General features: G+C 70.7%; 23 protein-coding genes and 2 tRNA genes. 16 read left to right on the top strand and 9 right to left on the bottom strand.

Features of this window, described 5'->3' with window-relative positions; genetic code table 11:
* Positions 1 to 216: 216 nt before the first annotated feature.
* Positions 217 to 1,185 (top strand): NAD(+) diphosphatase, encoded by a 969-nt coding sequence (nudC, locus tag ACIBCT_RS12700; RefSeq protein ID WP_399187810.1) that lies wholly within the window; start codon positions 217 to 219, stop codon positions 1,183 to 1,185.
* A gap of 145 nt (positions 1,186 to 1,330) precedes the next feature.
* On the opposite strand, the gene ACIBCT_RS12695 is transcribed toward nudC, so the two are convergent.
* Both ACIBCT_RS12695 and ACIBCT_RS12690 read right to left on the bottom strand, forming a co-directional pair.
* Positions 1,331 to 1,585, bottom strand: coding sequence for a glutaredoxin domain-containing protein (locus ACIBCT_RS12695; protein WP_344902224.1), 255 nt, complete (start codon positions 1,583 to 1,585; stop codon positions 1,331 to 1,333).
* 57 nt (positions 1,586 to 1,642) lie between these two features.
* Complete coding sequence (locus tag ACIBCT_RS12690; RefSeq protein WP_399187808.1) at positions 1,643 to 2,833, bottom strand: alpha/beta hydrolase; 1,191 nt, start codon at positions 2,831 to 2,833, stop codon at positions 1,643 to 1,645.
* A gap of 189 nt (positions 2,834 to 3,022) precedes the next feature.
* On the opposite strand from ACIBCT_RS12690, the gene ACIBCT_RS12685 reads away from it, so the two are divergent.
* From ACIBCT_RS12685 to ACIBCT_RS12665, 5 genes are all read left to right on the top strand, one after another.
* On the top strand, positions 3,023 to 5,104 hold the full coding sequence (locus tag ACIBCT_RS12685) for an ATP-dependent DNA helicase UvrD2 (protein WP_399187806.1): 2,082 nt from the start codon (positions 3,023 to 3,025) through the stop codon (positions 5,102 to 5,104).
* Positions 5,101 to 5,967 carry an acyl-CoA thioesterase II gene (gene tesB / locus ACIBCT_RS12680; protein WP_399187804.1) on the top strand — a complete coding sequence of 289 codons (867 nt, stop codon included), beginning with the start codon at positions 5,101 to 5,103 and terminating at the stop codon, positions 5,965 to 5,967. The genes ACIBCT_RS12685 and tesB overlap by 4 nt, the downstream gene beginning before the upstream one ends.
* 115 nt (positions 5,968 to 6,082) lie before the next feature.
* The gene (locus tag ACIBCT_RS12675; protein ID WP_399187802.1) at positions 6,083 to 6,412 is read left to right on the top strand and encodes a hypothetical protein; all 330 of its coding nucleotides are present in this window, start codon (positions 6,083 to 6,085) and stop codon (positions 6,410 to 6,412) included.
* 127 nt (positions 6,413 to 6,539) lie between these two features.
* Entirely contained in the window at positions 6,540 to 6,809 is a 270-nt protein-coding gene (locus ACIBCT_RS12670) for a WhiB family transcriptional regulator (RefSeq protein WP_329085648.1), read from the top strand.
* A 74-nt stretch (positions 6,810 to 6,883) separates the two neighbouring features.
* Positions 6,884 to 7,078, top strand: coding sequence for a hypothetical protein (locus tag ACIBCT_RS12665; RefSeq protein WP_399187800.1), 195 nt, complete (start codon positions 6,884 to 6,886; stop codon positions 7,076 to 7,078).
* 518 nt (positions 7,079 to 7,596) lie between these two features.
* On the opposite strand, the gene ACIBCT_RS12660 is transcribed toward ACIBCT_RS12665, so the two are convergent.
* Together ACIBCT_RS12660 and ACIBCT_RS12655 are read right to left on the bottom strand one after the other, a co-directional pair.
* Positions 7,597 to 8,931: an ABC1 kinase family protein gene (locus ACIBCT_RS12660; protein ID WP_399187798.1), complete on the bottom strand. Its 1,335-nt coding sequence runs from the start codon at positions 8,929 to 8,931 to the stop codon at positions 7,597 to 7,599.
* A 62-nt stretch (positions 8,932 to 8,993) separates the two neighbouring features.
* Positions 8,994 to 10,094: a ThiF family adenylyltransferase gene (locus ACIBCT_RS12655; RefSeq protein WP_399187796.1), complete on the bottom strand. Its 1,101-nt coding sequence runs from the start codon at positions 10,092 to 10,094 to the stop codon at positions 8,994 to 8,996.
* 257 nt (positions 10,095 to 10,351) lie between these two features.
* Here ACIBCT_RS12655 and ACIBCT_RS12650 point away from each other — a divergent pair, with 257 nt between their 5' ends.
* From ACIBCT_RS12650 to ACIBCT_RS12640, 3 genes are all read left to right on the top strand, one after another.
* On the top strand, positions 10,352 to 11,137 hold the full coding sequence (locus tag ACIBCT_RS12650) for an enoyl-CoA hydratase/isomerase family protein (protein WP_399187794.1): 786 nt from the start codon (positions 10,352 to 10,354) through the stop codon (positions 11,135 to 11,137).
* Positions 11,138 to 11,278: 141 nt separating this feature from the next.
* Positions 11,279 to 11,812: a M48 family metallopeptidase gene (locus ACIBCT_RS12645; RefSeq protein WP_399187792.1), complete on the top strand. Its 534-nt coding sequence runs from the start codon at positions 11,279 to 11,281 to the stop codon at positions 11,810 to 11,812.
* Positions 11,809 to 12,408: a hypothetical protein gene (locus ACIBCT_RS12640; protein WP_399187790.1), complete on the top strand. Its 600-nt coding sequence runs from the start codon at positions 11,809 to 11,811 to the stop codon at positions 12,406 to 12,408. Before ACIBCT_RS12645 ends, ACIBCT_RS12640 begins: the two co-directional genes overlap by 4 nt.
* A 142-nt stretch (positions 12,409 to 12,550) precedes the next feature.
* On the opposite strand, the gene ACIBCT_RS12635 is transcribed toward ACIBCT_RS12640, so the two are convergent.
* From ACIBCT_RS12635 to ACIBCT_RS12625, 3 genes are all read right to left on the bottom strand, one after another.
* The gene (locus ACIBCT_RS12635; protein WP_399187788.1) at positions 12,551 to 13,573 is read right to left on the bottom strand and encodes an endonuclease/exonuclease/phosphatase family protein; all 1,023 of its coding nucleotides are present in this window, start codon (positions 13,571 to 13,573) and stop codon (positions 12,551 to 12,553) included.
* Positions 13,574 to 13,726: 153 nt separating this feature from the next.
* Entirely contained in the window at positions 13,727 to 14,272 is a 546-nt protein-coding gene (locus ACIBCT_RS12630; RefSeq protein WP_399187787.1) for an NUDIX hydrolase, read from the bottom strand.
* A complete protein-coding gene (locus tag ACIBCT_RS12625) occupies positions 14,269 to 15,606 on the bottom strand; it encodes a zinc-dependent metalloprotease (protein ID WP_399187785.1) in 1,338 nt (445 codons plus the stop codon). Before ACIBCT_RS12625 ends, ACIBCT_RS12630 begins: the two co-directional genes overlap by 4 nt.
* 97 nt (positions 15,607 to 15,703) lie before the next feature.
* On the opposite strand from ACIBCT_RS12625, the gene ACIBCT_RS12620 reads away from it, so the two are divergent.
* The 7 genes from ACIBCT_RS12620 to ACIBCT_RS12590 all read left to right on the top strand — a co-directional run bounded on the left by ACIBCT_RS12620 (position 15,704) and on the right by ACIBCT_RS12590 (position 22,943).
* Positions 15,704 to 16,774, top strand: a complete 1,071-nt coding sequence (locus ACIBCT_RS12620; RefSeq protein WP_399187783.1) for an NAD-dependent epimerase/dehydratase family protein — start codon at positions 15,704 to 15,706, stop codon at positions 16,772 to 16,774.
* Between the two features lie 176 nt (positions 16,775 to 16,950).
* Positions 16,951 to 17,376, top strand: coding sequence for a molybdenum cofactor biosynthesis protein MoaE (locus ACIBCT_RS12615; RefSeq protein WP_399187781.1), 426 nt, complete (start codon positions 16,951 to 16,953; stop codon positions 17,374 to 17,376).
* Between the two features lie 92 nt (positions 17,377 to 17,468).
* The gene (locus ACIBCT_RS12610) at positions 17,469 to 18,515 is read left to right on the top strand and encodes a PDZ domain-containing protein (protein ID WP_399187779.1); all 1,047 of its coding nucleotides are present in this window, start codon (positions 17,469 to 17,471) and stop codon (positions 18,513 to 18,515) included.
* Positions 18,516 to 18,870: 355 nt separating this feature from the next.
* Positions 18,871 to 21,822, top strand: a complete 2,952-nt coding sequence (locus ACIBCT_RS12605; RefSeq protein WP_399187777.1) for a UPF0182 family protein — start codon at positions 18,871 to 18,873, stop codon at positions 21,820 to 21,822.
* 74 nt (positions 21,823 to 21,896) lie between these two features.
* A tRNA-Met gene (locus ACIBCT_RS12600) sits at positions 21,897 to 21,970 on the top strand.
* Positions 21,971 to 22,213: 243 nt separating this feature from the next.
* Positions 22,214 to 22,290: transfer RNA gene (locus tag ACIBCT_RS12595), tRNA-Met, on the top strand.
* Positions 22,291 to 22,514: 224 nt separating this feature from the next.
* Positions 22,515 to 22,943 (top strand): PH domain-containing protein, encoded by a 429-nt coding sequence (locus ACIBCT_RS12590; RefSeq protein ID WP_399187775.1) that lies wholly within the window; start codon positions 22,515 to 22,517, stop codon positions 22,941 to 22,943.
* A gap of 220 nt (positions 22,944 to 23,163) precedes the next feature.
* Here ACIBCT_RS12590 and ACIBCT_RS12585 read toward each other — a convergent pair whose 3' ends face one another.
* Both ACIBCT_RS12585 and ACIBCT_RS12580 read right to left on the bottom strand, forming a co-directional pair.
* Entirely contained in the window at positions 23,164 to 23,397 is a 234-nt protein-coding gene (locus tag ACIBCT_RS12585) for a hypothetical protein (protein ID WP_399187773.1), read from the bottom strand.
* A gap of 53 nt (positions 23,398 to 23,450) precedes the next feature.
* Entirely contained in the window at positions 23,451 to 23,861 is a 411-nt protein-coding gene (locus ACIBCT_RS12580) for a hypothetical protein (RefSeq protein WP_344893562.1), read from the bottom strand.
* Positions 23,862 to 24,567 lie beyond the last annotated feature (706 nt).

Raw genomic sequence — 24,567 nt, 5'->3', positions numbered from 1 at the left:
TCCGGTGCCCACCGCGGGGCGGTCCTTTCGCGGGAGCGGCGGCCTTTCCGCGGGGACGGTCCCGTCCCGGGTCCGGCCCTCTGGCGGCAGGACGGGAGCGGCCGGTGGCCCTGGCGCGTACGGGATCCGTCGGGAGGGAGGCTACCCGAACGGGCCACGGGGCAGGGCCGGTCACGGCGCATAGGATGTGCACTCGGTTCGGGAGGACGGAACGGCGTGGAGATCACCGCACAAGAAGGACTGCTGGGCCCCCTGCTGCTCGCGCGCACCGCCATCGACCGGTCGGCCGCGTTCCGCGGTGACGCCGGATGGCTGGAGCGGGCCTGGGCGGACGGGACGACCAGGGTCGTGGTCGTCGACGACGGGCGGGCCCTGGTCCGCCGCGCGGGCGAGGAGGCCGGGCTGGTGCTGCTGCCCACGGCCGAGGCGCCCGAGGGGGAGCGCTACCTGCTCGGCGTGGACGCCGAGGGGGTCGCCTACTTCGCCGTGGCGGTCACGGGCGCCGCCGGCTCCGGTCCCGCCTTTCTCGACCGGCTCGCCGCCACGCTCCCCGCCGGGCGGGGAGAGGTCTCCGCGGCCGGGCTCCGGCAGGTCGGCTCGCTGCTGGGCGATCTGGACGCCGGGCTGCTGGTGTACGCGGTCGCCCTGGAGGCATGGCACTCCACCCACGAGTTCTGTCCCCGCTGCGGGAGCCGCACCGAGGTGCGGGCGGGCGGGCACGTCCGCGTCTGCCCCGTGGACGGCAGCCAGCACTTCCCCCGGGTCGACCCCGCGGTGATCATGCTGATCCACGACGACCGGGACCGGTGCCTGCTGGCCAGGGGGCCGCAGTGGCCCGAGGGGCGGCTGTCGGTGCTGGCCGGGTTCGTCGAGCCGGGCGAGTCGCTGGAGCACGCCGTGGCCCGCGAGGTGGCCGAGGAGGTCGGCGTGCGCGTGGTCGACGCGCGCTACATGGGCAGCCAGCCCTGGCCCTTCCCGCGCAGCCTGATGATCGGCTTCTTCGCGCGGGCCACGACGACGGAGTTCGTCCTGGAGCCCGAGGAGATCGCCGAGGCGCACTGGTTCAGCCGCGCCGAGCTGCTGGCCGCGCTGGAGAGCGGCGAGGTCCGCCTGCCGTCCTCGCTCTCGATCGCCCGCAGGCTCATCGAGACCTGGTACGGAGAACCGCTGCACGGCGACTGGTGACCCCTGGTCCAGGGTTCCCCGTACGGCCCGGCCGTCCGCGCGTTCGAGCGGAGCCCGCAGGGGCCGGGCACGCGAGGGCCCCGGTGTCCGCGAGGACGGCGTGCGTCCGCGGGCCGGGGCCGGATGCGTCGGTGGTGCCGGGCGGTTACACGCCCGCGCCCGCCAGGATGCGCTTGAGCTCGATCACCGAGGGGTTGGTCCTGACGATCCGCCCGGTGGGGGAGTCCACCACCACGGTGGGCACGGTCTGGTTGCCGTTGTTGACGCTCATGACGAACGAGGCGGCGTCGGGGTCACTGTCGATGTCGACCTCGGTGAAGGCGATGCCCTCGCGGCCCAGCTGGCTCTTCAGCCGCTTGCAGGGACCGCACCAGGTGGTGGTGTACACAGTCAGCGCCATGTCTGAGAAATCCCCTCGTGTAATGTCCGGCGCCATTGCCAACAACGTGAGAGGCGTTCAGCTTCCCGAAGCGAGAAGCTTCTGCGCGACCCACTCCTGAGTCTGCTCGGCCACGCCCGGCAGACGGTACAGGGGAGCGCTGTGCTCGATGCCCGGTTCGGTGAGCACCGTCACCGACACGCCGAACGGGCGCAGGTGGTCCTTGAGCTGGTTGCCGTGCTCGGGCGACACGAACTCGTCCTCCGAGTGCACCACCAGCATGGGCGCGTCGCCCCGGCTCGCGTGCCAGGGCACCTCCATGCTGGACCAGATCTTGGCGCACCTGCCGGTGGGCTCGCAGCCTCCGGCGAGCTTGATGGCGGCCTGGCGCAGCTTGCGCTTGTTCAGGTCGAAGGTGTCGGCGCCCTCGGTGTACGCGGTGAGCGGGGAGACCACCGGGGAGATGCCGACCACGCCCCGCAGGCCCCGCAGGCGGCTCTTGTAGGTGCCGGCCGCGGTGGCCAGGTGACCCCCCGCGGAGAAACCGATGATCACGTAGTTGTTCGGGTCGAAGGACCACAGCGCCGCGTGCCTGCGCGCCGTGGCGATGGCGTCGAGGGTGTCGGTGCGCTGGGCCGGCCAGGAGGCGTCGCCGGACAGGCGGTAGTTGAGGTTGAAGACGACGTAGCCCTGCTCGGCGTAGCTCCGGCTGATCTCCGTCATGTACTTCTTGTCGCCCGAGGACCACCAGCCGCCGTGGATGAGGAAGACGGCGGGCCGCTTGATCTCGTCGGACTGGTACCAGACGTCCATCCGCTGGCGGGGGTGCGAGCCGTAGGAGACGGTGTCGACGACGGTGCCCTGGCTCGACGGGTCGGGCGTGGCCGTCGCGGTGGGGGTCGGGGTCGGCGCGGGGGTGCGCTCCGCGGCCCCGCCGGTGCGGGCGCCGCCCCCCGTGCCGCGTCCGGTCTCGCCGCCGGTGCCGCCCCGGCTCCCGATCCCGGCGCCTCCGGCCGTGCCCGCGTCGCCCACGTCGCCCACGTCGCGCGCGTCACTGCGGGCCTGGGTCACGGTGCTCCGGGTCGCGGAGACCATGCCGGTCGAGGACGTCGGGCCGGTCACGGGCGTCCTCGTGCCCGTGGCGGCGGTCACGCCGTCCAGCCGGGCCGGAGCGGCGGTCGCGTGGGCGTGCGCGGTCGTGTGCATCACCGCGGGTCCGAGCATCACCGCCGCGAGAGCGAGCGCACCCGCGGTTACCCCAGTTCGCACGGGCCTTTTTCCTTCCCTGGGAGCAATCAGCCCCCATTGTGGAGCAAAGGACGTGCTTTGTGCATCTCGGCGAACCACATAGGTTGACGGCGGCGTGTTGCCAGAATGAGCGGTGCCGGCCGGCGGCTGGGAGGATGGGGCCGCCCGGTCCGTACGACCGCGTGTGTTCGACTGCGTGAAGGAGCCTCCGTGGAGCCCGACGACGTCCTGGCGGCACTGGACCCCGAGCAGCGTGAGGTGGCCGAGGCCGTCCGGGGACCGGTCTGCGTCCTCGCCGGAGCGGGCACGGGCAAGACCCGCGCCATCACCCACCGCATCGCGCACGCGGTCCGCAGCGGGGTGGTCGACCCCCAGGGCGTGCTGGCCGTGACGTTCACCACACGCGCGGCCGGTGAGCTCCGCCAGCGGCTGCGGCAGCTCGGCACGCCGGGTGTGCAGGCGCGCACCTTCCACGCCGCGGCGCTGCGCCAGCTCACCTACTTCTGGCCGCGGGTCATCGGCGGGGACCCGCCGAGGGTGATCGAGTCGAAGCTGCCGCTGCTGATCGACGCCTGCCGCTCCCTGCGCAGGAACCAGGACCGCTCGGAGCTGCGGGACATCGCCTCGGAGATCGAGTGGGCCAAGGTCACCCAGATCGGCCCCGAGGACTACGTGGCCGCGGCCAGGAAGGCCGGGCGGACGCCGCCCGTCCCGGTCGAGGAGGTCGTCCGGCTCTACGACGAGTACGAGAACCTCCGCCGCGACCGGCACCTGGTCGACTTCGAGACCATCCTGGAGCTCACCGCCGCGGTGATGACCGAGCACCGCGAGGTCGCCTCGCAGATCCGCCAGCAGTACCGCTACTTCGTGGTCGACGAGTACCAGGACGTCAACCCGCTGCAGAAGCTGCTGCTCGACACCTGGCTCGGCGGCCGCGACGACCTGTGCGTGGTCGGCGACCCCAACCAGACGATCTACTCCTTCACCGGCGCGACCACCCGCTACCTGACCGGCTTCCCGGTCGAGTACCCCGACGCCACCGTGATCAGGCTGGTCCGCGACTACCGCTCCACCCCCCAGGTCGTCTCGCTGGCCAACCGGGTGCTCGAAAAAGCGCGCACCCCGCACAAGCTCGCCCTGATCGCCCAGCGCCCGGACGGCCCCGAACCGGTCTTCACCGAGTACGACGACGAGACCGCCGAGGCCGAGGGCGTGGCCCGCGCGGTGCGCAAGCTCGCCGACAGCGGGGTGCCCACCCGTGAGATCGCCGTGCTCTTCCGGGTCAACGCCCAGTCCGAGGCCTACGAGCAGGCCTTCGCCAAGGCCGGCCTGCCGTACGTGCTGCGCGGCGCCGACCGGTTCTTCGAACGCCCCGAGGTGCGCCAGGCGGTCGTGCTGCTGCGCGGCGCCGCCCGCTCGGCCGAGCCCGGGGACACCCTCGCCTCGACCGTGCACCACATCCTGTCCGGCATCGGCCTCACCCCCCAGCCCCCCGGGGGCGGCAAGGCCCGGGAGAAGTGGGAGTCGCTCAAGGCCCTGGCCGACCTCGCCGAGGACCTGGCCGCCGCCGGAGCGGACCTGCCGGCGTTCGTGGCCGAGCTGGAGCGCCGGGCCAGCGAGCAGCACGCGCCGCCGGTCGAGGGGGTCACCCTCGCCTCGCTGCACGCCGCCAAGGGCCTGGAATGGGACGCGGTCTTCCTGGTAGGCGTCACCGAGGGCATGCTGCCGATCGTCTACGCCGAGACGCCCGAGCAGATCGAGGAGGAGCGCCGGCTGCTCTACGTCGGCATCACCCGGGCCCGCGCCCACCTGGCGCTCTCCTGGGCGCTGGCGCGCTCCCCAGGGGGCCGGCGCTCCCGCAGGCCCTCCACCTTCCTGGACGGGCTCACCGGCCGTTCCCCCCAGGCCCGCTCCGCGCAGAAGGGCCGCGCCGGGTCCTCCCCGTCGGATCGCCGCCGGGTCGCCTCGCCGATCAGCTGCCGGGTCTGCGGCAAGACCCTGGCCGTCGCCGCCGAGCAGAAGCTCGGCAGGTGCGCCACCTGCCCCGCCGACCACGACGAGAGGCTGCTCGACGAGCTCAAGACCTGGCGTACGGCGGTGTCGAAGAACGAGAAGCTGCCGCAGTGGGCCGTCTTCACCGACATCACCCTCCAGGCCATCGCCGAGCGGGCCCCCCTCTCGGAACAGGACCTGCTGGCGATCACCGGAATAGGACGCGTCAAACTGGATCGCTACGGCGAAGCGGTGCTCGAACTGTGCCGCAACGCCGCGAACCGGACGGAGGACGCGTGAACGAGGCGCTCAAGGAGCTCCTGGACCTGCTCGACCTGGAGCAGATCGAGCTCGACATCTTCCGGGGCCGCAGCCCCGAGGAGCGTATCCAGCGTGTCTTCGGCGGCCAGGTGGCCGCCCAGGCACTGGTCGCCGCGGGCCGGACGGTGCCCGATGACCGGAACGTCCACTCGCTGCACGCCTACTTCATCCGGCCGGGCGACCCGGCCATCCCGATCGTCTACAACGTCGAACGGGTCCGTGACGGCCGTTCCTTCACCACCCGGCGGGTGGTGGCCGTCCAGCACGGCAAGGCGATATTCACCATGTCGGCCTCCTTCCACGTGACCGAGACCAGCGTCGAGCACCAGGCGACCACCATGCCCGAGGTGGTCGACCCGGAGACCCTGCCGCTCTTCCGGGACCGAATGCTCCAGGTCGTGGGGAACGACTCGCCGATGCGCGAGTGGCTCGCCAAGCCCAGGCCGGTGGACGCCCGCTACGTGACCCCCCTCACCTGGGAGGCCCACCGCGACCCGGAGCTTCGCGGCTCCAAGACCAACGTCTGGTTCCGCTACGACACCGAGCTGCCCGACGACCCCCTGCTGCACGTCGTGCTGGCCGCCTACGCCTCCGACTTCACGCTCGTCGACACCGTGCTGCTCACCCACGGCCTGGCGTGGGGCGCCTCCAACCTCTCCGGCGCCTCCCTGGACCACGCGATGTGGTTCCACCGCCCCTTCCGGGTGGACGAGTGGGTGCTCTACGCCCAGGAGTCGCCGTGGTCGGGGGCGGCGCGGGGACTCGCCAGGGGCGAGATGTTCACCCGGTCCGGAGACCTGGCCGTGTCGGTAGTTCAGGAGGCCATGATTCGCGTGAGATAGTCGCAACACCGCAGGTAGAAAATATGTTGCCCACTTCCCCGGCAGGGGTTTAGGGTCATGGTCATGCAAGTCGGGCTCTACTGTCCGACGATCAACGAATGGAGGTGAGTCCGCTGTGAAAAGCATCCTGATGCCGTCCCAGATGGGACTCGCTTCCGCGCGCCGTAACACCGTTCTGCCCTGCGCCGTCCGGACCCTCCTCACCGTTGGTGCGGCAGCTCCGGTTTCGCAGGACGATTCTGCCCACTTCCAGATCGAAGCCCGACGCTGGGCCACGCCCGCCGCCTTCCCGGCGACGGTTGCTCCGGCGACGGCCAAGCCGGTGGCGTTCGTCCCGGCTGCCGAGACCCGGGTGGGCGACAGCTACGCAGCAATGACCCAGCACATCGGAAACGGTGGACTGCGCGGTCCGCAACCCTGGAGGCATCCTCCGGTCATGACCTGACCGAGGAAAAAGCCTTCAGGCCGCGGATCCGCACCAGGATCCGCGGCCTTCTTGTTTGTCCGCGTCGTTCCTGACCCCCACCCCAAGAGGTAACCAAAGATCAACGCCTAGCTGAGAGGTGAAACAGATGGGGGCCCAGACGGTCATGGACCTGATCGACGAAGCCACAATCCCCTGTCGTACCGACCCCGACCTGTGGTTCGCCGAGTCCCCGGAGGACGTGGAGTTCGCCAAGGCGCTCTGCGGGGGCTGCCCGATCCGTGAGGCCTGCCTGGCTCGCGCTCTGGAGCGCGAGGAGCCGTGGGGGGTCTGGGGTGGCGAGCTCGTCCTGCGCGGGGCGATCGTCCCCCGGAAGCGTCCGCGCGGGCGTCCGCGCAAGAACCCGGTCGCTGCCTGAACGACCCGGTCACCGACCGGTACCACCGAGAACCCGATCGACCACCACAGAACGTTCCCGAAAGGATCACCCTGATGAGCTACCTCTCCACCGGCGGCCTCGACCTGTCGTCTATGCACCAAGAACTGGTCCGGGACCGAATACAAACCCTCCACCGTGAGGCGGAGGAACATCGCAGGGCGGCCGGTCTCCAGCGCCTCCGGCGCGCCGAGCGCGATGCGGAGCGCGCCTCGGCCCGTCTGCGCACCGCGATCCTGCGCCTCATCTGATCCGCGTCTGATCAGCGTTTGATCAGGGAGGATCGGCTGAGGCGTAGGCGGAGACATAGAGGAACATAGAGGGACAGCATGATGATCGAGGGGTGGCCCGCACCGGGGTCGCCCCTCGATCGTTTTCGTTTCCCTCGGATGAGCCTTCCGGATCACCCTGGGTCTCACCCCGAGCCGTACATCACCGCGCGCCGACGTCCCAGGTAGGACGTCCCCCGGGGCCTCCCGATCTCCCGCGGCTCCGGGCGGTGACCCGGTCTCCCGCGGCTCCGGGCGGTGCCGATGCCCCAGGCGGGACGTCCCCCGGGGCCTCCCGATCTCCTGCGACTCCGGAAGGTGACCCGATCTTCCGCGGCCCCGGGCGGTGACCCGACGCCGCCCCGCCACCGGCCCTTTTCGCCGGGAGCCGACCCGGAGCCGACCCGGAGCCGACCCGGAGCCGACCGAGAGCCGGTCAGGCCCTGGCCGAGCCCTGAACGGGCCCCGATGGCCCGCCGTCGCCCGGTCATCGATCTCCCTCAGGCGTTCGTGAGGGGCTCCCCGGTGTCCTCGTCGGCGAAGCCGGGCACCCAGCGGATGACCTCCTCGCGGAAGCGGGCGGTCGCGCCGAGCTGGCAGAGCACACCGACCCCCGCCGCGTGCACCCGATGGATGAGGACGTAGGAGGGGGGCAGGTTGAGCTGGCGCACCACGTTGCCCGGGCGCAGGTCGGTGGCCGTCGCGGCCTGCCGCTGGAGCCATTCCCTGCTGAAGGAGAACTCCTCGACCTGGGTCGGCTCGACGTAGGGGGCGAGGAAACCCCGCAGGGCTTCGACGTCGATCTCGATGTGCGGCAGGATGAACCCCTCGTCACGAAGGCCCCACAGCACGGCCTCCATGTCGCCGTTGTTGAAGATCCTGGTCAGCTTCCCGAAGACGGGCGGGTAGCCGTCGGGCATCCGGTTGACCGCGCCGAAGTCGAGCACGCACATCCGGCCGTCCTCGACGATCCGGAAGTTGCCCGGATGCGGGTCGGCATGGAGCATGCCCACCCGTGCCGGCGAGGAGAACAGGAACCGGACGAGCTGGAGGCCGGCCCGGTCGCGCTCCTCCTGGGTGCCGCCGGTGATGATCCGCGACAGCGGGATGCCGTCGACCCACTCGGAGACGAGCACCTGCTCGTTGGCGGCGATGACGTCGGGGATCAGGAAGTCGGGGTCGTCCTTGAACTCCAGGGCGAAGGCGTGCTGCGCCTCGGCCTCGCGCAGGTAGTCGAGCTCCTCCGCCACCCGCTCGCGCAGCTCGCTCAATACGGCCTTGATGTCGAGGCCCGGAAGGAGCACCCCGAAGAGCTTGCCCAGACGGGCGAGCTGGTTGAAGTCGGAGAGCAGGGCCTTCCCCGCCCCCGGATACTGGATCTTGACCGCGACCGTGCGGCCGTCGTGCCAGACGGCCTTGTGCACCTGCCCGATCGACGCGGCCGCGGTCGGGGTGTCCTCGAACGACAGGAAGTTCTCCCGCCAGTCGTCGCCCAGCTGCTCGATCAGGACCTTGTGCACGGTCGCCGCGGGCAACGGCGGGGCCGCGTCCTGAAGCTTGGTCAGGGTCGCCCGGTAGGGGCCGGCGACCTCGGCGGGCAGTGCCGCCTCGAAGATGGAGAGCGCCTGGCCGAGCTTCATCGCCCCGCCCTTCAGCTCTCCGAGGACCTTGAAGATCTGCTCGGCGGTGCGTTCCTGGATCTCCTGGGCGACGATCTCGGCGGACTTGCCCCCGATCCGTTTCCCCAGGCCCATGGCGGTGCGGCCGGCGAACCCGATGGGAAGAGCCGCCAGCTTGGCGGAGCGCGCAACGGCGCGGCGCGGAAGGTCACTCACCTTGATTAGCGGCGTGTCCCCCGTACAGCGAGACGCCGCTCCCTCCCTTCGCTGTGGTGTCGTCAGCGACAGGTGGCCGACGCGACCATTGTTAGCGAACCCAACTCGTTTCGAAAGCAACGACATTGAGGATGAACACTCCAGGATCGCCTCTTCCAGCTCCAATCTGGCAATACTTCTACTGTGCTGTTGGTCACAGCCGGTTCGCAGCCGTCGATCAGGGCGAGCGCGTGACCGGCGGCGGATGCCGCCACCAGCGCCGACAGCGCCGCCCCGCACGCGTGCTCTCCCGCGGGGAAGCCTCCGAGCCGGGCACTGACGACCGGCCAGCCGGGGTCGCGATCCCGCCGGGTCAGCTCCAGGCAGTTCAGGCAGGTGCTCCGCCCGGGCAGCACCAGCGGGCCGACCGAGCCCGACCCCTCGAAGGCGGTCACCAGAAGGTGCGGGATCTCCCACTCCAGCAGCTCCCTGACCAGGAGGCCGTCCAGCGGCACCACGGGCGCGAGCACCGCCAGGTCGGGCGGCGGGGCTCCGTCGGACGGCCGTGCCGCCCCGTCGCCGGTCCACGCGGTGATCCCGGGGGCCAGCCTCCTGGCCACCGCGACCGCGCCGTCCTGCCTGCTCATCCCCACCTCCGGCCAGCCGAGCCCGCCGGGCACGACGTCCCGGCGCCGGGCCGTGCCGGGATCGACGACACAGAGGTGACCGATGCCCGACGCGGCGAGCAGGGCGACGACCTGCGCGCCCACCCGGCCGGCCCCGTAGACCCGGATCCGGGCCCGGCGCCTGCGTTCCAGCGTGGAGAGCCCGCCGTCGATCGTGCCGGGGGAGAGGGAGAGCGCGTCGAGATCGGGCTGCAGCCGGTCGCGTTCGGCGATCTCGAGCGTGCGCAGCGGACCGGGACCGGCGGCCGCGTCCTCCACCACGCCCCGGCTGACCAGCAGATCGAGCAGGACCCGGCCGTTCTCCTCGCCCAGCCCCGCCGCGGCGGCACCGGCCAGCACGCCCGCGACGTCCCGTACGCCGTCGAGGCTCTCCACCCAGCGGCGGACCTCGGGATCGAGATCGGTCAGCATCACCGAGTGCCGTGAGTGCAGGCCGAACTGCAGGGTGCGCCCGTCCCGGGCGACACGTCGCAGGGCCGGCTTCAGGCGTGGTCTCATCGAACGGTCCTTCCTGGTCGAGGGGAGGAAGGCCCGCTGGGAGATCCATGAAGCGGGCCGGGCGTGCAGCGTGCCACGCCCACGGAAGATCCCGGACGACTTCTCCCCGGCCTGTGGATAACTTTCCACCCCTGAACACCCGGGCACCCGGGCACCCGGACCCCCGGACGCCAGTGGACGCCCGGACGCCCGGACACCCGTGCACGCCAGCGGATGACACCCCCGGCGCCGGCCGGTCGTGGGTTACGCTCCCCGGCATGGACGAGCTCTTGGTCGAACGGCACGACGACGGTGTCGTGGTGCTCACCCTGAACGCCCCCGACCGGCGCAACGCGATGACCGACGGGATGACCGCCCGCTGGCGGGAGACCATCGCCGGGCTCGCGGCCGACGAGGACCTGCGGTGCGTGGTCGTCACCGGGGCAGGGAACGCGTTCTGCTCCGGAGGGGACCTGTCCTGGCTCGCCGAGCGGGGCGCCGAGGACGTGCCCGCCCTGCGCGAGCGCATGCTCGGTTTCTACCGGACCTGGCTGGCCGTCGCCGACCTCGAGGTGCCCACCCTGGCCGCCGTCAACGGGGCGGCCGTCGGAGCGGGTCTGTGCCTGGCCCTGGCGTGCGACCTGATCTACGCCGCCGAGGAGGCCAAGCTGCTCGCCCCCTTCACCTCGCTCGGCCTGCACCCGGGCATGGCGGCCACCTACCTGCTCCCCAGGGTGGCCGGTGTGGGCCTGGCGAGGGAGATATTGCTCACAGGCCGGACCCTGACGGGCCGCGAGGCGGCGACCGCCGGGCTGGTGACCAGGGCTTTCCCCCGCGCGTCCCTGATGGCCGAGGTGATGGAGATCGCGTCGCGCACCGCGGCCAACGCCCCGATCGCCACCCGGCTCACCAAGGTCGCCCTGGCCGGCGGCGGACACGCGGATCTCGGGGCCGCGCTGCGCTGGGAGTCCCTGGCGCAGCCGGTCACCATGGCCTCGGACGACATGATCGAAGGGCTGGCCGCCCAGAGAGAACGACGGCCCCCGCGATTCGGCAACGCGTGAGACGGCCGATATCCAGGTTAATTCGATAAGACGCGGCCATAGTCGATCACTCATGCCGAACAACCGGCGAACAGTGATTGACCAGCGGGAACGTGTTCTACCCTCTGGTGTGAATTCGCCATTCTCGGCTACCGTTCATATGTGCCCCCCGAGACAGTCGAGGTCCGCCGAAGTTCTCGCCGCCGGCGGACGGTTTCTGCGTACCGCGACGGCGAGAAAACGATCGTGCTCCTCCCCGCCGGTCTGAGCAGCACCGACGAGGAACAATGGGTGCGTCGCATGCTCGATCGACTCGCGGCCAAGGAGCAGCGCAGGCGTCCCTCGGACGACGACCTCCTCGAACGGGCCACCGACCTCTCGAACCGCTACCTGGACGGGCAGGCGACACCGTCGAGCGTGCGCTGGGTGGAGAACCAGCAGCACCGCTGGGGGTCGTGCACCCCCGACCACGGGACCATCAGGATCTCCACCCGGCTGCGGGGCATGCCGGCGTGGGTGGTCGACTACGTGATCATGCATGAGCTCGTCCACCTGCTGGTGCCGAGTCACGGCCCCCGGTTCTGGGCGCTGGTGGAACGTTATCCCAGGGCCGAGCGGGCCCGGGGCTTCCTGGAGGGGTTCTCCACCGCGACCCACGGCTTCCAGGAGGAGCACGGCTCCCCGGAGGAGTGGTGACGGAGGATCGGGTGGTGGCCGTCCTGGTCACGCCCGCGGCCGCGGCCGCGGCCCCTCCCGGTGTCGACGCCGCCGCCTTCCTGACGGCGGTCGCCGAGGACGCCTACGAGCTGGTCGCCGGGCTCGACTTCGTCTCCCCGGTCGTCGTCAGCAGCGTCCCGGGCATGGAGGAGATCGTCTGGCCGGGCACGCCGGTCGTGCGGATCCCCGACCTGTCCGGGGGCGCCCTGGTCCGGGCCGCCTTCGCGGCCCTGCCCCACGGCGAGCAGGCGGTGCTGCTGAGCGCGGACGCGCCCGACCTGCCGCCGCTGCTCATCGGCAAGCTCTTCCGCGAGCTCGGCCGGGCTCGGATCGCGGTCTGCCCGGCCGCGGGGGGCGGCGCCGTGGCGCTGGCCGCCCACCTGCCCTACCCGGCCTGGGCCGAGGCCGGCCTCGACGACCCCGATCCGGTCACCACGCTCCGTGCCTCGGCGCCCGGAAGGCGCATGGTCGCCAAGGGGCCCGGCTGGCACCGGCTGCGCACCCCCGCCGACATCGGCCTCCTCGATCCGGGCCTCGAGGGCTGGGACAACACCCGGGCCCTGCTGTCCGCCTGAGCCCTCCCGGGGCCGCCGGGACGAAGGCAGGACCATACGCGCGCCACGAAGCCCGCGAACGCCTCGTGGCTCGCCATGGCGCAGAAGCCCCGGCCTGCGCCGTCAGCGCCCGTCAGCGCCCGTCAGCGCCCGTCAGGGCCCGTCAGGACGCCTCGGGACGGGGGAGCCGCAGGTCGGCGAAGACGGCCCGATGATCGGTGCCGGGGACGGTGTGCACGCTGACCTCGTTCACGCCCACCCGCCGGTCCACCACCACGTGGTCGATCGTGATCAGCGGCGGGACGCGGTCGTTCACCGGCCACGTGGGGGTGAGCCCCTCCCCGGCGCCGTCGGCCGCGTCCAGGTAGCCACGGCCCAGGAAACGCCGCATCGCCGCGTGGTCGAGGCTGGCGTTGAAGTCGCCGGCCAGGATGCGGATCGTGCCGGGGACGGCCGACGGCAGCGCGTCCAGCGCCGCGGTCCAGTCGTACACCTGCCTGCCCAGCGGCGGGAAGGGGTGCACGTCGACGACCTCGACGGGCGGGGCGCCGGGAACGGTCATCAGGGCGGCGGGCATGTTGTGCCCGATCGCCTCGAACAGGCCCTTCCTGGCGGTGAGCGGATACCGGGCGTACAGGCCGCTGCCCCCGGCGCTCCACTCCGGTTCCAGCACCCGGTACGGCATGATCTCGCCCAGCCCGGCCGCGTCCAGCTTCTCGACCATCCCCGGGGTCAGCTCCTGGGTGCTGAGCACGTCGGGCCGCAGCCTCCTGACCAGGTCCATCACCGCGTCGGTCTCGGCGCGCCCGAACAGCGTGTTGATCGTCAGGACCCGCAGGGGCGTCCCGGCCACCGGCTCGGCGGAGCGGAAGGCCCGGGGCAGGACGCTGAGACCGAGCGCCGTGGTGGTGATCAGCGCGACCGCGGTCGCCGCCCGGTTGCGGGACAGCGCGGCCAGCAGCAGCGGCAGCAGCGAACCCGCCGCCACGTACGGGGTGCCCGTCATGAGCTGGGTGGTCAGCGAGTCGCGTTCGAGCCCGGCGACCCGGGCCACCGCCCAGGCGGCGAACGGCGTCACCGCGGCCCACGCCAGGGCACTGGAGATCCGCCAGCGCCGCCGGGGGCTTCCCGAGACGGGGCCCTTGGTCTTCCCGACACCCCTGTCGGCCACGATGTCCACGCTCACGGTGCCCCGATCCACTACGCCCGGCTGACGGAACGAAGATATCCAGCACAGGGTGAGACAAGCGTAAAACGGTCCAAGACCGGCGGAAGCCCGGCACATCCCCGAAACCGGCCCGCACCTGCTCCGGTCCCGAGCCCTGGGCCCGGCCGAGGCTCAGCCGGAGCGCAGGACCTCGCGGGTACGGCGGACCAGACGCCGGGTCGCCTCGTCCGAGAGCTGGGGGATCTCCTCCACCGGGAACCAGCGCAGGTCGAGCGACTCGGCGCTGATCACCGCCTCCACGTCCGCCGGCGCGACCGCCCCGTACTCCACGTCCAGGTGGTAGGTGTGCGGGGGGTGACACCAGACCACGTGACGGTCGAGCGCCAGCGGGCCGGGCAGCAGCCGCAGCCCCGCGATACCGGACTCCTCGACCGCCTCCCGCAGCGCCACCGCCTCCAGGGAGGCGTCGGCGCGCTCGCAGTGGCCTCCCATCGGCAGCCACATCCCGGCCTTGGGGTGCAGCGTCAGCAGGACCCGCTCACCGTCGTGGGAGAGCACCGCGGTCGTGGCCGTCAGGTGGCCGCTGACGCACTCGCGCCACATCGCGTCCTCGTTGGCGTCCAGGTGATCGAGGAACTCCTTGCGGAGGATCTCCTCCTCCGCGGTGGGAGCCGCCCAGCCGGTGAGCAGGTCACGCGCTCCGGTGCGCAGGCTCACGCGCCGCCGTCCCTCCGGCCGTCCTCGTCCTCGTCGCCGCCCTTGCCGTCCTCGTCGCCGGCCTTGCCGGTCCGGTCCCCAGTGGCGTCCTCGCCGTCCCGCAGGGACGCCTCGAGGGACGACAGGTCCAGCTCGGGCTCGCCCCGGACGAACCGCTCGGGGGCCTCCAGGTCGTCGGCGGTGGGCATCAGGTCGGGGTGGTCCCAGACCGCGTCCCGGCCGTCCATGCCCCGGTCGGCCTCCAGGGCCTGCCACAGGACGGCGGCCTCGCGCAGCCGCCGGGGCCGCAGCTCCAGGCCGACGAGCGTGGCGAAGGTCTGCTCCGCGGGACCGCCGGTCGCCCTGCGGCGCCGTACGGTCTCGGCCAGGGCCGTCGCCGAGGGGAGCTTGCCCTCCGCGGCCCCGTCCACGACCGTGCCGACCCAGCCTTCGACCAGGGCCAGCATGGTCTCCAGCCGGGACAGGGCGGCCTTCTGCCGCTCGGTCTCCTCAGGCTTGAGCAGATTCCCGCCGCTCAGCGCCTGCTGAAGCTGCTCGGGGTTGTTGATGTCCAGGCCGCGGAGCTGCTCCTCCAGCGCGGAGGCGTCGACCGTGATGCCCCTGGCGTACTCCTCCACGGCGCCGAGCAGGTGCGCGCGCAGCCACGGCACGTGCTGGAACAGCCGGTGGTGGGCCGCCTCGCGCAGGGCGAGGTAGAGCCGGATCTCCTCCGCGGGCGTCTCCAGCCCCTGGCTGAAGGCCGCGACACCCCCGGGAAGCAGGGCGGCGCTGTCGGAGAGCGGCAGGCCGATGTCGGTGGAGCCGATCACCTCGAGCGCGAGCGAGCCGACGGCCTGGCCGATCTGCTGGCCGACCATCATGCCGCCCATCTGCTTCATCATGCCCATCAGCGGCCCGGCCATGGCCTGGGCCTCGGCGGGCAGGCCCGCGGCGCCGAGCGTGCCGCTCATGGTCTCGACCATGCGGGCGGCGATCGGGTCGCAGAGCTTCTGCCAGACCGGGACGGTCTTCTCGATCCACTCCGAACGGCTCCACGCCTGCGGGTTGTTCACCCCGCTCGGCAGGGCCGTGGCCTCGTTCAGCCATAGATCGGCCAGGTTGAGGGCGTCGACGATCTGCCGTCGCTCACCCTCCATGACACTGGGATCGCCCTCGGCGACCACGACGTGCCGTGCGACGTTCTTCGCCATGTCCCAGTTGACGGGACCTGAGCTCGGCGGGGCGGAGAGCATGTCGGCGAACTGGCGCATCGCCGCCGCGATCTGCTCCGGGTCGCCGAACATGGCGAACGGGTTCTCGTTGGGGTCGTTTTCCCGACCTGGCAAGTCAGTCACCGCTCTACCTCGTGCAGGATGGAGGATGGACGATGGAGGAAGTCCACATCCGCCACGTTATCCGTCTCATGGCGGGTCAGTGCAAAGTGAGGACCCGGTGCCTACCTCGAAACGCTCCCGGCCCCCCGTCGTCGCCGTCACCGGCGCGGCCTCGGGCCTAGGCCGCGCATTCCTCACGAAGGTCGCCTCGTCTGCGGATTTCCGCAGGGTCGTGGCCATCGACGAGCAGCGCGGCGACGTGCCCGACGTCACGTGGCGGGTGATCGACGTCCGAGATCCGCTCTTGGCGAACCGCATATCTGACATCGACGTCCTCGTCCATCTCTCGGTCGACTACACCCTCGGCGCCGACCCGGCCGAACGGCGCGCCTACAACCTGCGGGCCGCCCAGACGGTGCTCACCGCCAGCGCCGCCGCCCGGGTGCGGCGGGTCGTCCTCGTCACCAGCGCCATGGTGTACGGGGCCGCTCCCGACAACCCCGTCCCGCTGCCGGAGGACTCGGCGGTCGCCGCCGAGTCCGACACCGGCGTGGTCGGCGATCACCTGGAGATCGAGGCGCTGGTCCGGCGCTCCCTGCGCAGCCATCCGGGTCTCGACGTGACCGTGATCCGGCCCGCCACCGTCGTCGGCCCCGGCATCGACAGCGTGCTGACCCGCCATTTCGAGTCCCCCCGGCTGCTGACGGTCAAGGGATGCACCCCCCGCTGGCAGTTCTGCCACGTGGACGACCTGGTATCGGCGCTGGAGATGGCCGCGCTCGGCACGGTCTCCGGCGTGGTGGCCGTCGGCGGCGACGGCTGGCTGGAGCAGGAGCAGGTCGAGGAGATCTCCGGGCTGCGCCGGCTGGAGCTGCCCGCCGGGCTGACCTTCGGCACCGCCCAGCGCCTGCACCGCATCGGCGTCACCCCGGCCCCGGCCACCGACCTGCACTATGTGGTCTACCCGTGGGTGGTCGACTGCGCTGCGCTGCGCGAGGCCGGCTGGAGACCGCTGTGGACCAACGAGGCCACGTTCAAGCAGCTCCTGGAGCTGCGCGGCGGCAGGCACACGGTGGTGGGCCGCAGGCTGTCGGGCAAGGAGGCCACGCTCACCGCGGCCGGCGCCACCGTCGCCGTCCTGGGCACCGCGGCGATCGTCCGCGCCGCCCGCAAGAAGCGCCGCACCTGACGGCCGCGGAGCAGGGCGGCACGGGCGGTCGGGACGAACGCGGCGCAAGGTCACGGGGGAGCGCCGGGGACGCGGCCGGCGAGAAAGGCGGCGGTGCCCGGAAGGCCGCCCCGGGAGGGGATCGCGGCAGGATGCGCTACCGGGGGCCGTTTCTCCGGGGCGGTACGCTTTGGGACGTGGACGTCATCCGGCTGCTCGACATTCGCGACGACGCGCTCTCCGTGGACGAGGTGCTCGCCGCCGTCGGCGACCACGCCGCGGGCGGCACGGCCGTCTTCATCGGCACGGTGCGGGACCAGGACCACGGCAGGCCCGTCACGGCCCTGTCCTACTCGGCCCACCCGAGCGCCACCGACGAGCTGCGCCGGGTGGCCGAGAAGATCGCCGCGGACTTCCCGGTGACCGCCCTGGCCGCCGTGCACCGGGTCGGCGACCTCAGGCTCGGTGACATCGCGGTGGTGGTCGCCGTGGCCGCCCCCCACCGGGGCGAGGCTTTCGAGGCCTCCCGCAGGCTGATCGACGACCTCAAGGCCCAGGTCCCCATCTGGAAGAACCAGCTCTTCACCGACGGATCCTCGGAGTGGGTGGGGGCCTGCGAATGAGATCGTCCACCGGATCCGCCGGGTTCGCGGCCTTCGGCGCGGCGGTGCGCGGGTGCGGTGTCCGGACCTGTCGTACGGCATAGGCTTTGTCCATGTCCCGACGAGCGCTGACCCTGATGGTGGCGGGCTTCCTCACACTCACGCTCGCGCTGGTCGGCGCCTTGTTGCCGGTGCCGTACGTGGTGCTGAGCCCGGGGCCGACGGAGAACACCATCGGCGAGTTCGGCGGCAAGCCGGTGATCAGCATCGAGGGGCGCCCGACGTACCCGACCGACGGCAAGCTCAGCCTCGTCACCGTCGCCTACCAGGGCGGGCCGGGCACCAGGATCGACCTGTTCAGCGCGCTGCGCGGATGGATCGACCCCACCATCGCGGTCGTGCCGGAGGAGACGATCTTTCCTCCGGCGACCACCGCGAAGGAGGTCGAGGAGCAGAACACCCAGGAGATGACCGGCTCCCAGGACGACGCCACCGCGGCGGCGCTGACCGAGCTGAAGATCCCCTACACCTCGGTGGTGACGGTGAACTCGATCGAGAAGGGACTGCCGGCCGACGGCCGGTTCAAGAACGGCGACGAGATCGTCTCGGTGGACGGCACGCAGGTGGCCGAACGGGAGACCGTCTCCACCACGGTCCGCCGCCACAAGCCCGGCGAGCAGGTCTCCTTCGTCGTCAGGCGCGGCGGGCGGAACGTGACCGTCGACGTCCCGACCACGGCCGGCAAGGACGGCACGCCCATCGTGGGCATCACCATGCGCGTCGGGTACCGCTTCCCCTTCACCGTCAAGATCAACGTCGGTGACGTGGGCGGGCCCAGCGCGGGGATGATGTTCTCCCTGGGCATCGTGGACAAGCTCACCCCCGGGTCGATGACCGGCGGCACCTCCATCGCCGGGACCGGGACGATCACCTCCGAGGGCGACGTCGGGGCCATCGGCGGCATCCAGCAGAAGATGGTCGGCGCCAGGAAGGCCGGCGCGACGGTCTTCCTCACCCCCGCCGACAACTGCGCCGAGGCCGTCAGGGCGATCCCGGAGGGGCTCAGGCTGGTCAAGGTCGACACCCTCCACGAGGCCGTACGGGCGGTCGAGGCGATCCGCACCGGCACGGGCACCGTGCCGAGCTGCCCGGCCGGCTGACCCCTCCCGTCCCGCGTCCGCCCTGCCGGACCTCTCCGGCCGCCGCCCCCTTCGGCCACCGCCCCCTCCGGTCTCGTGTCCGCTCCGCCGCGGCGGCCGGTCCGGCGACCCGCGCGGCAGGTCCGTCGGCCCCCCGGAAGGCACGGCTTCATTCCGAAGCGCGCCACGGGGCACTCATCGGGCCCCTCGTACGTTGGGACCGGTGGACCCGAGACCGTGCGGGGGTTGTGGCCGGACCGTGCCCGAGAGGCTGAGCCCGCCCCAACTCCCGCCGGTGTAGGTTGCCAGACACGGACCGTGCTCTTACGACAAGGGGTTGGCCTTGAGCTTCCGGACCCCCGGAGCCGGCAGGGCAATGCGCTTGCCCCGCCGGCCGCGACTGCTGCTTCCCGTCGCGATCGCGCTGGTCGCGATAGTGGCGTTGTTCTTCCTTTTCGCCGGTATCTTCACTGATTACCTCTGGTACGACTCGGTCGACTACACGACCGTCTTCTCCGGTGTGATCGTCACGCAGATCCTGCTGTTCGTGGTCGGTGCCCTGCTGATGGTCGGCATCGTCGGCGGCAACATGCTGCTGGCGTACCGGATGCGGCCGATGTTCGGGCCCGGGATGTTCGGCGGCGCCAGCGGCGCCGACCGGTACCGGATGGCCCTCGACCCGCACCGCAAGCTGATCTTCCTGATCGGCGTGGCGATGCTCGGCCTGTTCTCGGGATCCACGTTCTCGAGTCAGTGGAAGACCTGGCTGGAGTTCGTCAACGCGACGCCGTTCGGCGAGACCGACGCGCTGTTCAATTGGGACATCTCCTTCTTCATGTTCACCTATCCCTTCATCCGGATGGTGCTGAACTTCTTGTTCGTCGCGGTGGTGCTGTCGGCCCTGCTGGCGGCGGTCGTCCACTACCTGTACGGCGGGTTCCGGCTCCAGTCGCCCGGGGTGCACGCCTCGCGCGGCGCCCGGGCGCACCTGTCGGTGCTGCTGGGCGTCTTCGTGCTGCTGAAGGCGGTCGCCTACTGGGTCGACCGGTACGGGCTGGTCTTCTCCGACCGGGGATTCAGGCACGGCGCGTCGTACACCGACGTGAACGCGGTCCTGCCCGCCAAGACCATTCTGGCGATCATCGCCCTGATCTGCGCCGTCCTGTTCTTCGCGGGGGTCGTGCGGCCCGGTGGCATGCTGCCCGGGGTCGGCTTCGGCCTGCTGGTGCTCTCGGCCGTCCTGATCGGCGGGGTCTACCCGGCCCTGGTCGAGCAGTTCCAGGTCAAGCCGAACCAGCAGGGCAAGGAGCAGGAGTTCATCAAGCGCAACATCGACGCGACACGAAAAGCCTACGGCGTCAACGGCGCCGAGGTGATCGACTACACGGCTCAGGGCGACCCGAGCAAGGTCAACGTCACCGCCGACAGCTCCATCTCCGGCGTGCGCCTGCTCGACCCCAGCCTGGTCGCCAAGACCTACCAGCAGAAGCAGCGGATCCGCGGTTACTACGACTTCCACGAGCCGCTCGACGTCGACCGCTACCCCGACGCGGACGGCACCATGCGCGACACCGTCGTGGCCGTGCGAGAGCTCACCGGCCCCCCGGCCGAGCAGAACAACTGGATCAACCGGCACCTCGTCTACACCCACGGCAACGGCTTCGTGGCCGCGCCCGGCAACGAGGTCGACAGCGAGGGCCTGCCCAACTTCGACGCCAAGGACATGCCGGTCACCGGCGCCCTGGTGGAGCGGACCAAGCTCACCGAGTCGCGGATCTACTTCGGCGAGGCGCCCGGCTCCACCGAGTACGTCATCGTCGGCGGCACCGGCCAGCAGAAGCAGGAGCTCGACTACCCAGAGAGCGGCGGCACCGGCCAGAAGAACACCACCTACGACGGCAAGGGCGGCGTCCCGGTCGGCTCGTTCCTCAACCGGATGCTCTACGCCGCCAAGTACAGCGAGATCAACCTGCTGCTCTCGGGCGACGTCAACGTGAACTCCAAGATCCTTTACGAGCGCAACCCGCAGGAGCGGATCGCCAAGGTGGCGCCGTTCCTGAGCCTGGACGACAACCCCTACCCGGCCATCGTCGGCGGCAGGGTCGTGTGGATCGCCGACGCGTACACCACGTCCAACGCCTACCCGTACTCCCAGAGCAAGAGCCTGGAGGCGATGACGCGGGACACCATCACCGACCCGCGCCTGGTGGTGCCGCAGCCGCGCGACCAGATCAACTACATGCGCAACTCGGTGAAGGCCGTGGTCGACGCCTACGACGGCACCGTCAGCCTGTACGCCTGGGACGAGAAGGACCCCATCCTGCAGACCTGGCGCAAGGCCTTCCCGGGCGTCATCAAGCCGCAGACGCAGATGTCCACCGAGCTCAAGCAGCACCTGCGCTACCCGGAGGCGCTGTTCAAGGTCCAGCGTGACGTGCTCTCCCAGTACCACATCGCCGACCCGAACGCCTTCTACAGCGGCCAGGACTTCTGGAACGTCCCGAACGACCCCTCCTCGGGCGAGCAGAACGTCAAGCAGCCGCCGTACTACCTGTCGGTCAAGATGCCGAACACCGCGGCACCGTCGTTCTCCCTGACGACCACGTTCGTGCCGCGCCAGGGACCCAACCTGGCGGCGTTCATGGCCGTGGACGCCACTCCCGGGCCCGACTACGGAAAGCTGCGCATCCTGCGCATGCCCTCCAACACCACGATCCCGGGTCCCGGCCAGGTGCAGAACAACTTCCAGAACAAGTTCTCCGGCGAGCTCAACCTGCTCGGACTGGGCCAGGCGAAGGTCCGCTACGGCAACCTGCTGACCCTGCCCTTCGCCGACGGCCTGGTCTACGTCGAACCGGTCTACGTGGAGATCGCGGCCGCCTCCGGCCAGGAGCCGTACCCGATCCTGCGCCGGGTCCTGGTGGCCTACGGCGGCAAGGTCGGCTCGGCCGACACGCTCAAGGGCGCGCTCGAACAGGTCTTCGGGGGCGGCACCCAGACCGTGCCGCAGGAGACCAAGCCCAACGAGAACCAGCAGGCGGAGACCAAGCCCACGGGCGAGCTCGCCGTGGCCATCGACGAGGTGCAGAAGGCCTACGACAAGGCACAGAACGCTCTCAAGGAGGACCCGCCGAACTGGGTCGAGTACGGCACCGCCCAGAAGGAGCTCCAGGCGGCCCTGGAGAGGCTCAAGGGCCGCGCCGCGGCGGCGGGAGCGACCCCCACGCCGTCACCGACGTCCGGGACACCCGCGCCCTCGGCGTCCCCGTCGGTGTCCCCGTCCGCGACCCCCGCTCCCTCGGTGACACCCTCACCGTCACCGAGTTAGCGGAGGTCATCGGGCCGGGCGTCATCTGATTCGCGTCCACCCCCAAAGCCGGGTAAGCTTCAGGCATACACCGACGCGGGGTGGAGCAGTTCGGTAGCTCGCTGGGCTCATAACCCAGAGGTCGCAGGTTCAAATCCTGTCCCCGCTACGAACGAGACCCCGGTCGCCGGAAACGGCGGCCGGGGTCTCTGCATTTCCTGGTCTTTTCCCGCACTTCCGGTCAATCGTGACAGTGCCCCGTTCCGCGGCCGGCCGCCCCTGTGCGTGCCGGGCTCCACGTTCCCGTCGGGCCCTGGGCTCGCGGTTTCTTCCCGGCGCCTCTTCCGGCGCGCTCGTTCCCGCTCCGATTTGCCGTCGCGACCGAATTACGGATAGTCTTTGAACACACCGACGCGGGGTGGAGCAGTTCGGTAGCTCGCTGGGCTCATAACCCAGAGGTCGCAGGTTCAAATCCTGTCCCCGCTACCAGAGAGAGGCCCGGATCTCACAGAGATCCGGGCCTCTCGGTTTTTCCACCCCTATCCTGCCCTGTCGGCACCTACGGACACCTGGCCCCGCTTCAGGCATACAGGTCTCTCCCGCTTGCCGGCGGGAGCCCCACCCCCGACCGTCCCGGCGCCGGACACGGATCATGCGGGCGCCGACCGCTCCGGGACGGCACGCGGCGGGTGGCCGAGAGGTAGCGTGCCGCTGTGAGTGAAACGTCCGGACCGGTCCTGCGCTGGCGCGTACGCCGCGATCTCCTCATCATCAAGGCCGTCGCCGCGCTCGCCCTGGCGGTACTGACCGTGCTGAGCCTCGGCGACCTCCGCGGCATGCTCCTGGCGGGCACCGCGTCCCTGGTCATGGGAGTCCTGGCGGTCCGTGACGTCCTGGTCCCGGTACGGCTGACGGCGGACGGGGAGGGCCTCGTCGTGGTGAAGGGGTTCGCCGGATCCGAACGGGTGCCCTGGAGAGCCGTCGAGCGCATCCGCGTCGACAGTCGGACACGCTTCACCTCACGTACGGAACTGCTGGAGATCGACACGGGGGAGGGCATCCACCTGCTCAGCCGGTTCGACCTGGGGGTTCCGTGCCAGGAGGTGGCCGAGAAGCTCCGCTCGTTCCGTACGGGGACGTAGACCGTTCGGTGGCGTGCCCCTTCACCTGCCGGACGACACGCGGGCATGGCAGGGAGAGGCGGGACACCGAAGAGGGCCGCGGGACGGGAGCCGGAAGGCGCGGCCGGGAAGGCGGTTCTCGCTCGCGTCCCCGGGAATCGCCTGCGCGGACTCCGTCCGGTGGCATTCGCCAGGTCCAGGCCCCAGGCCCTGAGACTGGGCCTTGAAGTCAGGTCCAGCCTCAGGCTCTGGCGCGTACCCGGCGGTGTCTGGGCACGAAACCGGGCTTGGGCCGGCGGACCAGCAGGCTCGCCTTGTAGAGCGCCCAGCAGGTGAGGAAGAGCCCGAAGGAGACCTGCCCGACCCACGCCCAGGTGGCGGTCTCGACGGCCGCGAACATCACTACACCGGTCCAGACAAAGCCGAAGACGCCCACGAGGGTCGCCGCAGCCCAATTCAGCCCTCGCTGCAACATGCCCGAAGTCTTACAGATCTTGGTTCAAGCCCAGGTCAATGACGCGGAACGCCTCATCGCGGAAGGCTGCGACTTGCTCCCGCGCACCGGCGTGCGCGAGCTCCACCGGTGGTCATCGGGGTCACCCCGAGAGGGTTCTCCTCAAGGGAGGCCAGAAGTGCCGCGGCGGTACGGGCGTCGGCGAGGATCCGGTTCACCTCGTCCTCGGACCGGGGCAGCTGGCCACGCTTGGCGAGCTCGTCGGTCAGGAAGGTCAGGGGCTCCGGGTAGCCGGCCTCCTGCGCGGCGACGGTCGCCCGAGCCGCGGTGAGGAGACGCAGATAGTAGGCGCGGAGGGTCGCCTCCCGCATGTGTGCGTCTTCGAGATCGTTCAGCAGAGACCTGGCGACCCTGAGAAGGTCGCCCGGATGATCGGCCTCCGCGTTGATGTGCGCGCGGATGTCGTCGAACTCCGAGCGGGTCATGGTGCTCACCTCCACGGCGGAGTCAGGATCCTGACCCTCGTGCCTACTTCGTATCCAGAGTCGATTGCGAACGGCTTGACGTCTGGTTGCGCGCCTGGGCTTCCTACGTCTCTCTGAGACGCGCGAAGTCCGGGGAAGGTTGGCAAGTTGTCTCTGTGACATGAGAGTCCTGATAGTGTTCACCACGCAGGACGACGAGCCCCCGGGTCATCACTCCCGGGAAGGCGGACTGTCCGGCGATCCCCTCCTCTGATCATCTCCCTTCGTCGGGACGTTCGCGTCGCGCCGGAGTCCGGTTGGACATCGGCCGGATGCTGGAGTAAGTTAGAGGGGTTGCCCTGGAAGCAGGGCGGTCGACATCCTAGTGGTCTCGGCGGGTTCGGGTCGAGGGTCGGTGAAACCGACAGTTTGACACGAATCACGCGGATTCACTAGAATGGCAGTACGAAATGGAACGCCCCTGGTGGTCGGCCCGAACGGGTTCGGTTGGTCGGGTGTACGCGTCCGTTTCTTGAGAACTCAACAGTGTGTTAAAAGCCAGTGCATGAAGCACAACCCTGTCCTAACCACCCTTGCGGGTGGGGGACGGATTCCTTTGGTTGAACATCCATCGCGTTCCCGGACCTGTTCGGGGATGGTGGTGGGCTTTCAGCCGGGTAAGGACTGTTCAGACATTGTTTGGAGAGTTTGATCCTGGCTCAGGACG

Source organism: Streptosporangium sp. NPDC050855 (assembly GCF_044456585.1).
In the GTDB taxonomy this organism is placed as follows: domain Bacteria; phylum Actinomycetota; class Actinomycetes; order Streptosporangiales; family Streptosporangiaceae; genus Streptosporangium; species Streptosporangium longisporum.
The sequence above is the reverse complement of the archived record's forward strand: the minus strand, read 5'-3'. Positions and strand labels throughout refer to the sequence as shown.

Coding starts and splice junctions, on each gene's coding strand:
- ACIBCT_RS12580 (WP_344893562.1), bottom strand. CDS start 23,861: ATGACCCGCTCGGAGTTCGACGACATCCGCGCGCACATCAACGCGGAG.
- ACIBCT_RS12655 (WP_399187796.1), bottom strand. CDS start 10,094: ATGAGACCACGCCTGAAGCCGGCCCTGCGACGTGTCGCCCGGGACGGG.
- ACIBCT_RS12605 (WP_399187777.1), top strand. CDS start 18,871: ATGCGCTTGCCCCGCCGGCCGCGACTGCTGCTTCCCGTCGCGATCGCG.
- ACIBCT_RS12610 (WP_399187779.1), top strand. CDS start 17,469: ATGTCCCGACGAGCGCTGACCCTGATGGTGGCGGGCTTCCTCACACTC.
- ACIBCT_RS12670 (WP_329085648.1), top strand. CDS start 6,540: ATGGGGGCCCAGACGGTCATGGACCTGATCGACGAAGCCACAATCCCC.
- ACIBCT_RS12665 (WP_399187800.1), top strand. CDS start 6,884: ATGAGCTACCTCTCCACCGGCGGCCTCGACCTGTCGTCTATGCACCAA.
- ACIBCT_RS12585 (WP_399187773.1), bottom strand. CDS start 23,397: ATGTTGCAGCGAGGGCTGAATTGGGCTGCGGCGACCCTCGTGGGCGTC.
- ACIBCT_RS12650 (WP_399187794.1), top strand. CDS start 10,352: ATGGACGAGCTCTTGGTCGAACGGCACGACGACGGTGTCGTGGTGCTC.
- ACIBCT_RS12695 (WP_344902224.1), bottom strand. CDS start 1,585: ATGGCGCTGACTGTGTACACCACCACCTGGTGCGGTCCCTGCAAGCGG.